Below are 13,957 nucleotides of genomic sequence, written 5' to 3'. Positions count from 1 at the left end.
CCGTGACACGCGGCGGCCAGTCGTCAAGGCTCCTCGCCTCGCGCTCTCACGTCGCCAGGACGTCGGTCGCCACATGATCACCGTCGACGCCGTCCAGCAGGAAGATGTCGCCGACCGAGTTGTCGGCCCGCAGCGGGATGATCGCCTGGTAGGCCGCCGAGTCGTACCACTCCCGGGCCCGGTCGAGATCGGGGAACTCGATGACGATCAGGTCGCCCCGGAAGTCCCCCTCCTTCACCTCCGCCTTGGCCCCGTGGACGATGAACTTCCCGCCGAACGGCTCCAGCGTCGCGTCGATCCGCTCCAGGTACTCCACGATCCCCGGCCCCATGGTGACCTCGTGCAGGTGCCCTACGCCGTACGCAGACATGACGTCCCCTCCATCAGTGGGTCTCTCCCGACGCCCCAACGATGCCGGTCAGGACCCACCCGAGGCGATTACGCGGCAGGTAATGCGCGCGACTACCTCAGTACGGCGACGGGCCGCCGAACATCTCGCTGATCTTCGGTGCCAGCTCAAGGTTGCCGCGGATCTTCAGACGGCCGTCCATCAGCAGCGACGCGGGGTTGGCGTCGCCCGTGAACGTGCGCAGGAAGTCGGCGGTGCCCGTGAGGATCGTGATGGCGGGCTCGCGGGCCTCGCCCTGCCTTGCCCGGGCCTTCCCGCCGCGGACGTGGACGGTCCACGCGGTCTGGGTGCCGTCCGTACGGTTCAGCCGGAACTCCAGCTCGCCTTCGAAGCCCGCCGCCGTCGAGGGGTCGAACTGCCGCGCCATCGCGGCGAAGAAGACGCGCTGCGCCCGGGGCCCGAACGTTCGCTCGATCTCGGCGTCCGACCGACCGCGGACGAACCGCGAGAACCCCTGCTGGACGCGCCGCCGCGTCGTCGCGCGCGCCTCGTCCCGCACCGACGCCAACGCCGGGCGGAGCCCCGCCGGACGCCCCGACCTGCGGGCGCGCCGCGCCCTGGCGAGCTCGGCGTCCTCATCGATGCGGTATCCGGGCGGCGACTTCCGAGCCGGAGCCCGCCGGGCGAGTGCCGCCTCGACCGCGGGCGCGAGCCGTTCGGCCTTGGCGGCCTCCCGCTCCTCCCGCCCCTCGGCGAAACGAGGCAGCACGTCCTTGCCGAAGAGCTCGATGCTCTCGCAGATGTGCTCATGCTTGTTGGGGCCCGCCTGGAGCACGAAGACGATCTGGTCGACTCCCGCCGTCTCGTACCGCCGCACCAGATCGGCGACCTGCTGGGGCGTGCCGACCGCGCCCCGCAGCGACCCCACGTTCACGTTGAGCGCCTCGGCGTTGGCGATGATCTGCTCCCGGTCGAACCCCTGGCGCGCCCGCCGCTCCTGGAACTCGGCCCAGACGTCCGTGCGCCCCGGATCGTGCGGGGTCGTCCCGTAGTAGTGCGCGAGCGCGAATCCGAAGAAGTGCGCCCCGTCGATCCCGCGGTCGATCGCGGTGGCCTCGTCCTCGTGCAGCATCATCGGCAGGACGACCGTCACGTTCGGATTGACCGCGAACCCCGCCGGCACGCACTCGTCCGACTCGATGATCCGGTAGTACTCGCCCGTCCATTTGGCCGCGTCCTCGGGCTCCACGAAGGAGAACGACAGCGCCCCGATCCCGTTCCGGGCCGCGAAATGAATGGTCTCCCGCCGTGAGCACGCCACCCACAACGGCGGATGCGGCTTCTGCAGGGTCTTGGGAATGACGTTCCGGGGCGGCATCCGCAGGTGCGGAGACTCCCACCCGGCGAACGGCTCCTCCACGAACATCCGGGTGATCGCGTCGATCGCGTCCTCCCACTGGGCCCGCTTCCCGGCGCGCCGCACCCCGAAGCCGCCCAGCTCGGCGCTGGAGCTGGCCTCCCCCGTCCCGAAGTCGACCCGCCCGTCCGAGACCAGATCCAGCGTCGCGATCCGCTCGGCCACCCGTGCCGGGTGGTTGACGTCGGGCGGCAGCTGGACGATCCCGTGCCCCAGCCGGATCCGTTTGGTGCGCTGCGACGCCGCCGCGAGGAAGACCTCCGGCGCCGACGAGTGGCTGTACTCCTCCAGGAAGTGGTGTTCGACCTCCCACACGTAGTCGAACCCCACGCGGTCGGCGATCTCGATCTGCTCCAGCGCGTCCTTGTAGAGCCGGTGCTCCTCCCCATGATCCCAAGGCCGCGGAAGCTGATGCTCGTAGAAGATCCCGAAACGCACCTTTATGCTCCTTCCACTCTCTGACCAGGGAGAACAGACGACGATGTGTCCCGCTACCCGGCCAGCGTCACCCCTGCCGGACTTCGAGTCAACACACCGCCAGTCATCGACCAAGCGCTCGCTTGACTTGATGATGGCCCGGCGGCACGGTGGGGCCTACCACGATCGAGGGGAGCGGGTACGGATGGCGCTGCTGGACGGGTTGCGGGTACTGGATCTGACCATGTGGCGGCCCGGGCCGTACGCCACGCAGCTGCTCGCCCAGCTCGGCGCGGACGTGATCAAGGTGGAGCCGCCCGGCGGCGAGCCGATGCGCGGGTTCCGGAGCCACTTCGACCTGCTCAACCAGCACAAGCGCAGCCTCGTCCTCGACCTCAAGGACGACGGGGACCGGGCGCGCTGCCTGGAGCTGGCGAGCGGGGCCGAGGTCTTCGTGGAGGGGTTCCGCCCCGGCGTCGCCGAGAGGCTGGGAGTCGGGTACGAGGCGTTGCGGACGCTCAACGCGGGGCTGGTGTACTGCTCGATCTCGGGGTACGGGGCGCAGGGGCCGCTGGCGGCGGTGCCCGGCCATGACGTCAACTACCGGGCGTACGCGGCCGCTCTGGGGGCTGAGGCCGTTTCTCCCGACGCCGACGACCTGCCCGTGGCCGACATGGCCGCCGCGACGATGGCCGCGTTCGCCATCACGGCCGCGTGCCTCAAGGCACGGGCGACCGGGATCGGCGACCGGATCGACCTCGGCATGGCCGATGTCCTGGCCAACTGGGTCGGTACCGTGCCGACGGCGATCACCCGGAACGGCGGCGCGGGGCCGGTGCCCGGTTACGGGGTCTACCCGACCAGGGACGGCGAGAAGATCACGCTGGGGGTGGTGTCCGAGGAGCGTCTCTGGGCCGCCACGTGCGAGGCCCTGGAGCTGGATGATCTCGCGGCCGTGCCGTTCCTCGAACGCCTCGGGCGGGTGCGCGAGCTCGACGGGGCCGTCGCGGCGGCGGTCGCCGGGCTCACCCGGGACGAGGCGGTCGAGCGGCTCGGAGCGGCCGGCGCCCCCGTCGCCCCGCTGCTGGCGCGCGCCGAGATGATGGCCCACGAGCACTTCCGGGAACGAGGAGTGATCGACGCCGAGACGGTGGGGAGCCCCGTCCGGACGGCGGCCCATCCGCCGCTCCCGGCCGGTCCCGTGGCCGAGCTCGACCAGCACCGTGACCAGGGCTGGCGCCCCTGAGCCCGCCGTGGGCTCCGGGCGATCTCACAGGGTGATATTTGGATGGTTTTGTCGTATTCATAGGGCATCCTTGGTGCGTGAGCGTACGCGTGATGAGTCCGGTCCTGGTGGGCCGTTCGGCGGAGCTCGGTGATCTTGACGAGGCGCTGGCCGCCGCGCCGGGCGCCGTGCTCGTCGGCGGTGAGGCGGGCCTCGGCAAGACCCGGCTCGTCCGGGAGTTCGCCCGGACGGTGGAGGACGTGGACGGGACGCCCCGCGCCCGGCTGCTGGTCGGCGGCTGCCTGGAGCTGGGCTCCGACGGCCTGCCGTTCGCCCCGTTCACCACCGTGCTGCGCGGGCTGGTCCGCGACATCGGCATCGACGGGATCGCCGAGCTGCTGCCGCGCGGCGACACCCGGGGCCTGGCGCGCCTGCTGCCCGAGTTCGGCGAGCCCGAGAGCGACACGCCCTCCGGCGAGGAACGCGCCCGGCTGTTCGAGCTGGTGCTCACCCTGCTGGAGCGGCTGGCCGAACGGCAGCCGCTGGTACTGGTGATCGAGGACGCGCACTGGGCCGACCGGTCCACCCGTGACCTGCTGGCGTTCCTGGTCCGCAACACCTTCTCCGCACCGCTGCTGATCGTGGTCACCTACCGCGTCGACGAGCTGCACCGCACCCATCCGCTGCGGCCGCTGCTGGCCGAGCTGGACCGCAGCGACAAGGTCCGGCGGATCGAGCTGACCCGGCTGTCGCGCGCCGAGGTCGCCGAGCAGGCCGCCCGGATCCTCGGGACCGAGCCCCAGCCGCGGCTGGTGGACCGGATCCACGCGCGCAGCGAGGGCAACCCCCTGTTCGTCGAGGCGCTGCTCGACAGCGACGGGACGCTCGCCAGCGAGCTCCCCGAGTCGCTGCGCGACCTGCTGCTCGCGGGCGTGCAGCGGCTTCCGGAGGAGACCCAGGACGTCCTGCGCGACGCGAGCGGCGGCGGAACCCGCATCGAGCACGCCCTGCTCGCCGCCGTCTCCGGGCTCGACGACACCACGCTGACCCGCGTCCTGCGGCCCGCCGTGGCCGCCAATGTCCTGGTCGTGGACGGCGACGGCTACGCGTTCCGGCACGCCCTGATCCGCGAGGCGCTCCACGACGACCTGCTGCCGGGCGAGCACACCCGGCTCCATACGCGCTACGCCCAGGCCCTCGAAGACGACCCCGGCCTGGTGCCGCCGGGTCGCCTGTGGGTCGAACTCAGCCACCACTGGAACGCCGCGCACGACGCCACGTGGGCGCTCGTCAGTTCCAGCCGCGCGGCCGGTGACGCCCACAAGGCCCTGGCCTACGCCGAGTCGCTGGCGATGTTGTCGCGCGTCCTGGAGCTGTGGGAGCGGGTACCGGACGCCGCCCAGCGGATCGGCGCCGACCACACCGACGTGCTGGAGCAGGCCGCTGCCGCCGCCGACCTTGCCGGCGAGTACGAGATCGGCATCAAGCTGGCCACCGCGGCGCTGCGCGAGGTCGAGGAGTCCGGCGGCCCGAGCACGCGGCGGGCCGCGCTGCTGGAGCTGCGTGGCCGGATGCGCCACCAGATGGCCCGGCCCGGGTTCGTCGAGGACCTGCGCGAGGCGGTGCGCTGCCTGCCGGCCGAGCCTTCGGTGATCCGCGCCCGTACGCTCGCCACGCTGGCGCAGTACGTACGGCTGACGACCGACACCCAGGAGGCCCGGAGCGCCGCCGTCGAGTCGATGGAGATCGCCCGTGCGCTCGGCGACGTCATCGCCGAGGCCGATGCGTTGATCACGCTGTTCTGCGTCGACATCGACTACGACGGCGACGAGGAGATGCTCGCCGCCGCCGAGGAGGCCGCGCTGCGCTCGGGAAGCCACCGCGTGCTGCTGCGCCTCGCCGTGATCAAGTCGCACTTCCTGGAGGGCTGCGGGCGGCATGAGGAGGCCGTCGAGGTGGCCCGGCGCGGCATGGAGCGGGCCGAGGACTTCGGCGTCGCCCGTACGCAGGGCACGTTCCTCGGCATCAACCTCGCCGAGCCGCTGGTGTCGCTCGGCCGCTGGGACGAGGCGTTCGCCGTGCTCGGCCAGGCTCTGGAGCAGGACCCGGCGATCACGATCCGCACCTCCCTGCTGGTGCTGCTCGGCGAGGTCGCGGCGGCGCGCGGCGACCTGCCGGCCGCGCAGGCCTGGCTCGACGCCTCGGACGAGATCATGGATCTCAAGATGGAGTGGCTGAAGACCCAGGACTACTTCGCCACGCTCCGGCTGAAGGCCCGGCTCCGGATCGCGGCCCGCCGGTACGAGGAGGCGCTGGAGGCCGTCGGCCCGGTGATCCCGACCACGGGCCTGCCGGACGACAGCCGCTACGCCTGGCCGATCATGGTGCTCGGTGCCACCGCCTGCGCCGCCCTCGGCGACCAGGCGACGATCGACGGAACGCCGGCGCTGCCGCAGATCGAGGCCCGCGCCGCCGATCTCAAGGTGCTGGGCCCCGCCCAGGAGGCGCACCGCCTCACGTTCCTCGCGGAGGCCGCCCGCGCCCGGGGCGTGCACGACCTGGCGGCCTGGGACACCGCCGCGGCAGCGTGGGAGAGGCTCGGCGAGCGCTATCCGCTCGCCACCGCGCTGACCCGCGCCGGTGAGGCGGCGATCCTCGACGGCGACCGCGACGCCGCCGCCGACCGTCTGCGGCGCGCCGCCGACCTCGCCGACCGGCTTGGAGCCAAGCCGCTCTCCGCGCATCTCGACGATCTCCGCCGCCGCGCCCGCCTCGGCCGCGCGGCCGGGCCGGCCACCGAGCCCGCCCCCGCCGGCCCGCCGCTCGGCCTGACCCCGCGCGAGCTCGAAGTGCTGCGCCTGGTCGCCGACGGCCAGAGCAACCGCGAGATCGCCGAGGTGCTCTTCATCTCGGCCAAGACGGCGAGCGTCCACGTCTCGAACATTCTCACCAAGCTGGAGGTCGCCAGCCGCGGCGAAGCCGCGGCCACCGCGCACCGCCTGGCTCTCTTCCCGATCCGTCGCGCCTGAGACGAGGCGCCGCACGGTGTGGATCCGGCGACGGGAGCCTCCCCTCCCGGGCTCCAGCCGCCGAACCGTCGGACCACACGGGAACTTCAGTGGTTGCCTGCCAGGACACGGTCCGCGGAAGTACGCGGCACTTCTCCGCTCGGAGAGGCGGCACGTGGCCCTTTCAGCGAGTACTTAGTCTTCCGGATAGGGGCCCGCCTACGCATCGGGAGACATCCCGATAGCCGTACCTAAAAATCAGTCGCGGGCCGGACGACGACGTTCGGTGACCCAGGCGGCGATCTGTGTCCGGGAGGCCATCTCCAGCTTGGCGAGGATGTGCTCCAAGTGGGAGTCGACCGTGCGCTTGGCGATGACCAGGCGTTCGGAGATCTCCCGGTTGGACAGCCCCTGCGCCACCAGGGCCGCGATCTCACGTTCGCGGCGGGTGAGGGGCTCCCAGGGATCGACGTCATGCGCGTTGACGCCGGGACGCTCGTCCATGGCGTGCTCCACGGCCTCGTCGAGACCGAGCCGGAGCCCCTCGTCATGGAAGACCTGCCAGCAGCGCTCCCCGAGCGAACCGCGCACCTCCGCGAGCACGACCTCGCGCAACGAGAGGTAGGCGGGGCCGAAGAACATCGGCGCGCCCACCATCCGCCACATTCGCTCGGCGGCGCCGAACAGCCGCGCCGACCGTTCGTACGATCCGGTGAAGCCCGCGCAGCTCGCGGCCAGATCCAGCGCCATCGCGCCGCCGAGCCGATCGTTGAGGTCGCGCATGAGCCCCAGCGTGCGCCGCGCCTCCACCGTCGCCGCCTCAGGGTCACCACGGAGACAGTGCGCGAGCCCGCGTACCCACGTCGCGTACGCCAGGCACCACTGGTCGCCGCACTCGGAGCTGACGACCTGGCATTCCTCGCAGAACTCCAGGGCCCGGTCGATCTCGCCGGTGAGGCAGTGCACCGCGGCGAGCAGCGGCAGCCGCAACATCGTCCAGATGTCGCCGTCCGGAGCGGGCTCCGCCAGGAGGGGCAGGGCCGTCTCCAGATCGCCGCGGAAGAACGCCACGAGCCCGGCCAGCTCGACCGTGTAGGCGCGCTCCAAGCCGTCCGACGCCAGCGGCACCGCCGCGGCCTGGAAACGCTCAGCCGCCTCAAGATCGCCCTGGAGCACCGCCAGCAGTCCGGCCAGGCAGAGCGCCTTGGCGCGATCGGACGTGGCGTCGTGGCCGCCGTCCGCGTCGAGGGCCTTGCCCAGCCACAGGCGCCCCTCGCCGAGCAGCCCCGCGGAGAACCAGAACTGCGCCAGCGCCACCGTCATCCGCCTCGCCTGCGCGGCCTCGCCGGGCGTGGTGACCGAGTAGTCGAGGGCGGCGCGGAGGTTGGCGTGCTCACGCATCAGACGGTCGAGGCGTTCGGGCTGGTCGGCGCCGAACGCCTCGGCCTCGGCGCGGATGGCGAGGCTCAGGAACCAGTCGCGGTGACTGCGCCGCAGCCGTTCCTTCTCGCCCAGCCCCGCCAGCAGGTCGCCGCCGTACTCGCGGAGCGTGTCGAGCATCCGGTAACGGCGGCCGCCCTCCTCGCGCAGCACGATCGACTTTTCGACGAGGCGCGCGAGCGTCTCGTAGACCGCGTCGGCGGGCAGGCCGGTCGCCGCGTTCTCCGCGTCGGCGCACACGTGCTCGGCCGCGGTGAGATCGAACCCGCCGGGGAAGACCGTGAGCCGGGCCCACAACAACGCCTCCCGCGGCGTGCACAGCTCGTGGCTCCACTGCACCGCCGCCCGCAGGGTCTGGTGGCGGGAACGCCCGGCCCGCTGCGCGCGATGGGTGCCGAGCAACCGGAACCGGTCGTCCAGCCGCTCGACGAGCTGCTCGACCGACAGCGCGCGGAGCCGTACGGCGGCCAGCTCGATCGCGAGCGGGATGCCGTCCAGCCGCCGGCACAGCCGGGCCACGGCGCCCAGATCGTTCTCACTCAGCGTGAAGCCCGGCACGACCGCCGCGGCGCGGTCGGCGAAGAGCGCCACCGCGTCCGACATCGCGATCGCCTCGGCGACGCCCTCGGCGCCCGGTCCCTCGGCGTCGGGGAGGCTCAACGGCGGCAGCACCATCGTGTGCTCGCCCAGCACGTCGAGCGGCTCGCGGCTGGTCGCCAGCAGGTGCAGGCGCGGCGCCGCCCGCAGCAGCACCTCCGCCAGCATCGCGCAGGCGTCCACCAGGTGCTCGCAGGTGTCGAGCACGAGCAGCAGCTGGCGGTCGGCCAGATGGTCGGCCAGCATGTCGAGCCGGTCGCGCGTGGACTGGTCGGGCACGTGCAGCGCCTCGGCCACGGTGTGCGCGAGCAGTTCGGCGTCACGCAGCGCCGACAGATCGACGAACCACGCGCCGTCGGCGTAGCCGGGACGGGCCTCCGCCGCCAGGTGGAGCGCCAGCCGGGTCTTGCCGACCCCGCTCGCCCCGGTCAGCGTCACCAGCCGTGACGCCTCCAGGAGCCGTTTGCCCTCGGAGAGCTCACGCTTTCGTCCGACGAACCTGGTCACCTCTGCGGGCAGCCAGCCCGCCCGCCGTTCCAGCGCAACGCTCGCCACGGGCCGCCTCGGGTCGCATCGCCGGTGCTCGACCGGCGTATCGGAGGGTCTTCCGGCATCGTACCCGCCCGACCACGACCTGAGAGGGCCCGATTACCTACCGCGAGCGCGGTCGCCCTCGCCGCCTCAGCCGGGAACGCGGGCCACGCAGAAGACGGTCTGGCCGAACGGCGGCCGCACGAGGCGCTCGATGGCGCGGGTGGCGGGGATGACCGTCCGGTCGTAGATCTTCACCAGCCGCGGGTCCGGGTAACCGGCGCCGCCGCGGCGGACGGCCGCCCACCAGGCGATGCCGCCCAGGAAGTTGATCGGCTTGAGCACCTCGGGGACGAGCCCGGCCTCGCGGACCGAGGCCTCCAGGGTGGCCGGGGTGTACCGGGTCACGTGGCCGACCTTGCGGTCGAAGTCGCCGTACAGCTGCATGTAGCCGGGCACCCAGATGACGATGCGACCGCCGGGCTTGGTCACCGAGGCGAGGTCGCGCAGCGCCTGGACGTCGTCCTTGATGTGCTCCAGGACGTTCATCATCACGACGGTGTCGACCTTCTGCCGGATGTCGATCTCGGCCGGCAGCTCCAGGTCGAGCACCTCGACGTCGTCGTCGTCGGCGTACCGGTTGCGGAGCTCGCCCACGCAGTAGGGGTCGTTGTCGCTCACGGCCAGGTAGTCGAGCCGCCCGGCGAACTGCTCGGAGAAGTGCCCGAGGCCGGAGCCGATCTCCAGCAGGGAACGGCCCACGTGCGGGGCCACCATGTCGTACTCGTACTTGCGGTAGTTGCGGGCCTCGTCGCCGCCCAGGTGGTTTTCCAGGGCGCCCTCGCCCGCGGCGGGCTGGACGAGTTCGCCGTCGCCGGCGGTGGGAACGGCGGGCCGCGTCCTGCTGCTGAGGAGCTTGAGCAGCGTGCCGGCAATGGAATTCTTCTGACCTGGTGAATGCATACTTCCCGCTCGCTGGAGTGCGTTGTCGGTCGCCTGGAATCGGCTGGCGCTCGCCGGACCGGCGTGCCGACCTGGACTGCGAGGCGGGCCGATCTCTAGCGCAAGGTCGGGTCAGTCTAGTGGACGGCTGCCGCCCATGAGCCGATCGTGGGCTTTCCGGCGCCGACGGCACCGGGTGAGCTCGCTCACGCCTGCCGCTCCATGACCGCCGGTCGGTCCCGTCCCGGAGTGCGGCGGCCGGGAGGCCGAACCTTCGACAGCCGTGGGCCACGAGCGCGTCGAGGTCGGGCCGCACTCCGGAACGGGGGCTCCGTCATCACGGCGGTAACAGCGGGTGAGTGCAACCTATCCGCACTTGGCCGAAGGCACAGGCGGACAGTTTTCAGATGGTGACACAGCGCGATGATCCCCGGTCAGGAGCAGGGCGCTCGTCAGCCGACCGGACGGTGGACGTTCTCCTTGTCGGACGGGCCCGGCGTCGCGTCGGCGATCCAGGGACCGGGGATGGACGGGTCGAGGACGCCCTCCTCCAGCCAGGTGAAGTCGCCGGAGAGGACGTGCCTGGCGAGCTTGGCGTCCAGGGCGTCGGTGTTGCGCCAGAGCCCCTCGAAGAGCTCCTCGATCCGTACGCGGGCCTGCCTGCAGAACGCGTCGGCCAGCCTGATCGCGGAAACCCCGGGCGGACGTGCCGTCTCGCCCTCGGACTGCCGTCCGGCCGTCTCCCCGCCGTCTTCCAGGGCCCGTACGCAGACGGCGCTCATCGCGTAGAGCTCGGCGCCGATGTCGACCATGCGGCCGAGGAAGCCCTGCTTGTACTCCAGCTTGCCCTGCCAGCGTCCCGCGGCGTAGAAGGTCGAACGGGCCAGCTTGCGGGAGGCGCGTTCGACATAACGCAGGTGCCGCGCGAGCGGACCGAACTCGGCGTACGCGCCTGGCCGCTGGCCCGCGCCCGTGACCAGCGTCGGCAGCCACCGGGCGTAGAAGCCGCCGGCGCGGGCCGCCGCACGCGCCTTCTGCCCGCGCGAGGCGTCCGGGTCGATGATGTCGCCGGCCACCGACAGGTGCGCGTCCACGGCCTCGCGGGCGATCAGCAGATGCATGATCTCGGTCGAGCCCTCGAAGATCCGGTTGATCCGGAGATCGCGCAGGACCTGCTCGGCGGGCACGCCGCGTTCGCCCCGGGCCGCCAGTGACGCCGCGGTCTCGTAGCCGCGGCCGCCGCGGACCTGGATCAGCTCGTCGGCGATCTTGCAGGCCATCTCGGAGGACCACAGCTTGGCCAGCGCCGCCTCGATGCGGATGTCGTTGCGCTCGTCGTCGGCCAGCCGGCCGGACAGGTCGAGCATGGCCTCCAGGGCGTACGACGTGGCGGTGATGAACGCGAGCTTCTTGGAGATCGCCTCGTGCTCGCCGACCGGGCGGCCCCACTGGACCCGCTCCTTGGACCACTCGCGCGCGATCTTGGTCGACCACTTGCCGGCCGCCGCGCACATCGCGGGCAGTGACAGGCGGCCGGTGTTGAGCGTGGTCAGCGCGATCTTGAGCCCGGCGCCCTCCTTGCCGATCAGGTTCGCGGCGGGAACGCGCACGTCGTGGAAGCGCGTCACGCCGTTCTCGATGCCGCGCAGGCCCATGAAGGCGTTGCGGTGCTCGACGGTGATGCCCGGCGAGCCCGCCTCGACGACGAACGCGGAGATGCCGCCGCGATGCCCCTCGGACTTCGGCACCCGCGCCATCACGACCACGAGGTCGGCGACGACGCCGTTGGTGGTCCACAGCTTGACGCCGTTCAGCACGTACTCGCCGCCGTCCTCGGAGGGCACCGCGGTGGTGCGCAGCCGCGCGGGGTCCGAGCCGACGTCCGGCTCGGTCAGCAGGAACGCGCTGATCTCGTTGGCGCAGCGCGGCAGCCAGGTGTTCTTCTGCTCGTCGGTGCCGAAGAGCTTGATCGGCTGCGGGACGCCGATGGACTGGTGCGCCGAGACGAGGGCGCCGAGCGCCGGGCTGACCGAGCCGATGATCATAAGAGCCCGGCCGTAGTGGTACTGGCCGAGCCCGAGGCCGCCGTACCGTTCCGGAATCTTCATGCCGAGCGCGCCCAGCGCGCGCAGTCCCTTGACGACCTCGTCCGGAATACGCGCGTCGCGCTCGATCGCGGCCGAGTCGACCTTCGTCGCGCAGAACTCCCGCAGCCGCGCCAGGAATTCCTCTCCCTTGCGCGCCGCCTCCGGGTCGAGCCGCGGGTGGGGGTGGATGAGATCGAGACGGAAGTCGCCCAGGAACAGCTGCTTTCCGAAGCTCGGAAGCCGCCATTCGGTCTCGCGCGCCTCTTCGGCGACCTTGCGGGCGGTGCGCTCGTCTACGCGGCTCGGCTGGGTCATACCGGCTCCTCGGAGTAGCTTCCGCGTGTCCCCTGCGAAGTTACTCCCGGGTTGTACCCCTGAGTAGGCCCAGCGAACGGCCGTGCGGGTCAAGCCCAGGCCAATGTGATTGGAGTGCACTTACGCTGCCCGTGGGAACAAGGATCTCGCCATGTGGAAAGGCGACGATAAAGGACCGTTCCACTTACTCAATTGAGCAGCGGAGTTGCGCGAACCCGGTACGTGACCGCGCGAGAACTGATCCAATGGGCCCAGTATCGCCAAAGGCCTTGACCCAACGAGGCCAGAGGGGTTCGCTGTGCGTGATGGATGAGACACGGAGACCAACTCTCATCGCCTCAGTGCAACGTGCCTTGCACCTGATGGAGGCAGTGGCATCGCATCCCAACGGGGCGCCCGCCAAGCAGCTGGCCCGTGAGGCCGGGTTGCCGCTCGCCACGACCTACCACCTCCTGCGCACCCTCGCCCACGAGGGCTACGCGATGCGCCTGTCCGACGGTGTCTGGGTGCTCGGCGACCGGGTGCAGTCGCTGCACGGCCAGAGCAAGACCCAGCAGCTGCTCGCCCGCGTCCGCCCCGCCCTGGCCGCCCTGCGCGACGAGCTCGGCGTCGCCGCCTACTTCGGCCTCCACGAGAACGACGAGATCCGCATCGTCGACATCGCCGACGGCCCCCGCACGCCCCGCGTCGACCTCTGGGTGGGCTTCGACGACGCCGCCCACGCCACCGCCATCGGCAAGTGCATGCTCGGCCAGCTCGACGACGAACGCCGCCGCGACTACCTCGCCCGGCATCCGCTGGTCGACCTCACCCCGCACACGATCACCGACCGGCAGCAGCTCCTGCGCACGCTCGCCAAGTCGTCCGGGCTCTCCCTCGACCACGAGGAGTACGCGATCGGCACCGGCTGCGCCGCCGTCCCGGTGACCGACGCGACCGGCAGCGTCGTCGGCGCGCTCGCCATCTCCTGCCGGACGAGCAAGCTGCCCAAGATCGAGGCTTCGGTGCACCGCATGCAGGCCACCGCGGCCCGCATCCAGCGCACCCTGAGCCTCACCCTGACCTGACCGCCGCCTCCATCGGCGGCACCGAGGCGCGGCGGCCCCGCAGGCGCGATTCGAGATCACGGATGCGCCGCGTGTCGTCCTCCCGGCGGCGTTCCAGGTCACGGACACGCTGCTCCAGCTGCAGCACACGACGGATCGCGGCCAGGGTCATGCCCTCCCCGACCAGCTCCACGACGTACTGCACGAGGCTGATCTCGGACCGCGAATAGCGTCGCTGTCCGCCCTCCGTACGGCGGGGGCAGACCACCTGGTACTCGTCGAGCCGGCGCAGGAACGCCTGCCGGACCTGCAACATCGCGGCGACCTGGCCCACGGAGTACAGCGGGGCGTGCTCGTCGTCGACGGGCAGCGCGGCTCTTCTCTCAAGCACGGGCATGGTCGATCACTCAACCACGCGCACCCGCGCAGGTCCCGGAGGCGAAGACGGTGTCGCCCAGGGCGTGTCTCGAAGTCGGCGCCCGTAGCGAGCGGCGTCCAGGTGCGTGCATCGCGGGGGCGGAGGAGGGAGTCGGCCCGGGTTTGGCCGTCGACTGACGACAACTCCGCGAGGTGCGTGCCTGGG

The 13,957-nt window shown here is 71.7% G+C and carries 9 protein-coding genes; 3 read left to right on the top strand and 6 right to left on the bottom strand.

The features are described 5' to 3' along the window. Positions 1-46: 46 nt before the first annotated feature. Together ABD333_RS39260 and ABD333_RS39255 are read right to left on the bottom strand one after the other, a co-directional pair. Positions 47-370: a DUF1330 domain-containing protein gene (locus ABD333_RS39260; RefSeq protein ID WP_344547696.1), complete on the bottom strand. Its 324-nt coding sequence runs from the start codon at positions 368-370 to the stop codon at positions 47-49. A gap of 97 nt (positions 371-467) precedes the next feature. Continuing rightward, positions 468-2,204 (bottom strand): LLM class flavin-dependent oxidoreductase, encoded by a 1,737-nt coding sequence (locus ABD333_RS39255; RefSeq protein ID WP_344547695.1) that lies wholly within the window; start codon positions 2,202-2,204, stop codon positions 468-470. Positions 2,205-2,388: 184 nt separating this feature from the next. Here ABD333_RS39255 and ABD333_RS39250 point away from each other — a divergent pair, with 184 nt between their 5' ends. Together ABD333_RS39250 and ABD333_RS39245 are read left to right on the top strand one after the other, a co-directional pair. Next, on the top strand, positions 2,389-3,429 hold the full coding sequence (locus ABD333_RS39250; RefSeq protein WP_344547694.1) for a CaiB/BaiF CoA transferase family protein: 1,041 nt from the start codon (positions 2,389-2,391) through the stop codon (positions 3,427-3,429). A 92-nt stretch (positions 3,430-3,521) separates the two neighbouring features. Next, positions 3,522-6,437, top strand: coding sequence for a helix-turn-helix transcriptional regulator (locus tag ABD333_RS39245; protein WP_344547693.1), 2,916 nt, complete (start codon positions 3,522-3,524; stop codon positions 6,435-6,437). A gap of 237 nt (positions 6,438-6,674) precedes the next feature. Here ABD333_RS39245 and ABD333_RS39240 read toward each other — a convergent pair whose 3' ends face one another. From ABD333_RS39240 to ABD333_RS39230, 3 genes are all read right to left on the bottom strand, one after another. Next, the gene (locus ABD333_RS39240) at positions 6,675-9,008 is read right to left on the bottom strand and encodes an ATP-binding protein (protein ID WP_344547692.1); all 2,334 of its coding nucleotides are present in this window, start codon (positions 9,006-9,008) and stop codon (positions 6,675-6,677) included. A 126-nt stretch (positions 9,009-9,134) separates the two neighbouring features. Then, positions 9,135-9,947, bottom strand: coding sequence for a class I SAM-dependent methyltransferase (locus ABD333_RS39235; protein WP_344547691.1), 813 nt, complete (start codon positions 9,945-9,947; stop codon positions 9,135-9,137). Positions 9,948-10,378: 431 nt separating this feature from the next. Then, positions 10,379-12,328, bottom strand: a complete 1,950-nt coding sequence (locus ABD333_RS39230) for an acyl-CoA dehydrogenase family protein (RefSeq protein ID WP_344547690.1) — start codon at positions 12,326-12,328, stop codon at positions 10,379-10,381. Between the two features lie 245 nt (positions 12,329-12,573). On the opposite strand from ABD333_RS39230, the gene ABD333_RS39225 reads away from it, so the two are divergent. Then, complete coding sequence (locus ABD333_RS39225) at positions 12,574-13,395, top strand: IclR family transcriptional regulator (protein WP_344547689.1); 822 nt, start codon at positions 12,574-12,576, stop codon at positions 13,393-13,395. On the opposite strand, the gene ABD333_RS39220 is transcribed toward ABD333_RS39225, so the two are convergent. Then, positions 13,382-13,771, bottom strand: coding sequence for a helix-turn-helix domain-containing protein (locus ABD333_RS39220; RefSeq protein ID WP_344547688.1), 390 nt, complete (start codon positions 13,769-13,771; stop codon positions 13,382-13,384). The genes ABD333_RS39225 and ABD333_RS39220 overlap by 14 nt on opposite strands. Positions 13,772-13,957 lie beyond the last annotated feature (186 nt).

It is taken from the genome of Actinomadura fulvescens, from assembly GCF_039533225.1.
Classification (GTDB): domain Bacteria; phylum Actinomycetota; class Actinomycetes; order Streptosporangiales; family Streptosporangiaceae; genus Spirillospora; species Spirillospora fulvescens.
This window is presented reverse-complemented; position numbering and strand designations above follow the sequence as displayed.

Bases quoted from the DNA above. Each gene is read 5' to 3' on its own strand.
- ABD333_RS39230 (WP_344547690.1), bottom strand. From the start codon at position 12,328: ATGACCCAGCCGAGCCGCGTAGACGAGCGCACCGCCCGCAAGGTCGCC.
- ABD333_RS39235 (WP_344547691.1), bottom strand. From the start codon at position 9,947: ATGCATTCACCAGGTCAGAAGAATTCCATTGCCGGCACGCTGCTCAAG.
- ABD333_RS39250 (WP_344547694.1), top strand. From the start codon at position 2,389: ATGGCGCTGCTGGACGGGTTGCGGGTACTGGATCTGACCATGTGGCGG.
- ABD333_RS39245 (WP_344547693.1), top strand. From the start codon at position 3,522: ATGAGTCCGGTCCTGGTGGGCCGTTCGGCGGAGCTCGGTGATCTTGAC.
- ABD333_RS39225 (WP_344547689.1), top strand. From the start codon at position 12,574: ATGGGCCCAGTATCGCCAAAGGCCTTGACCCAACGAGGCCAGAGGGGT.
- ABD333_RS39260 (WP_344547696.1), bottom strand. From the start codon at position 370: ATGTCTGCGTACGGCGTAGGGCACCTGCACGAGGTCACCATGGGGCCG.
- ABD333_RS39220 (WP_344547688.1), bottom strand. From the start codon at position 13,771: ATGCCCGTGCTTGAGAGAAGAGCCGCGCTGCCCGTCGACGACGAGCAC.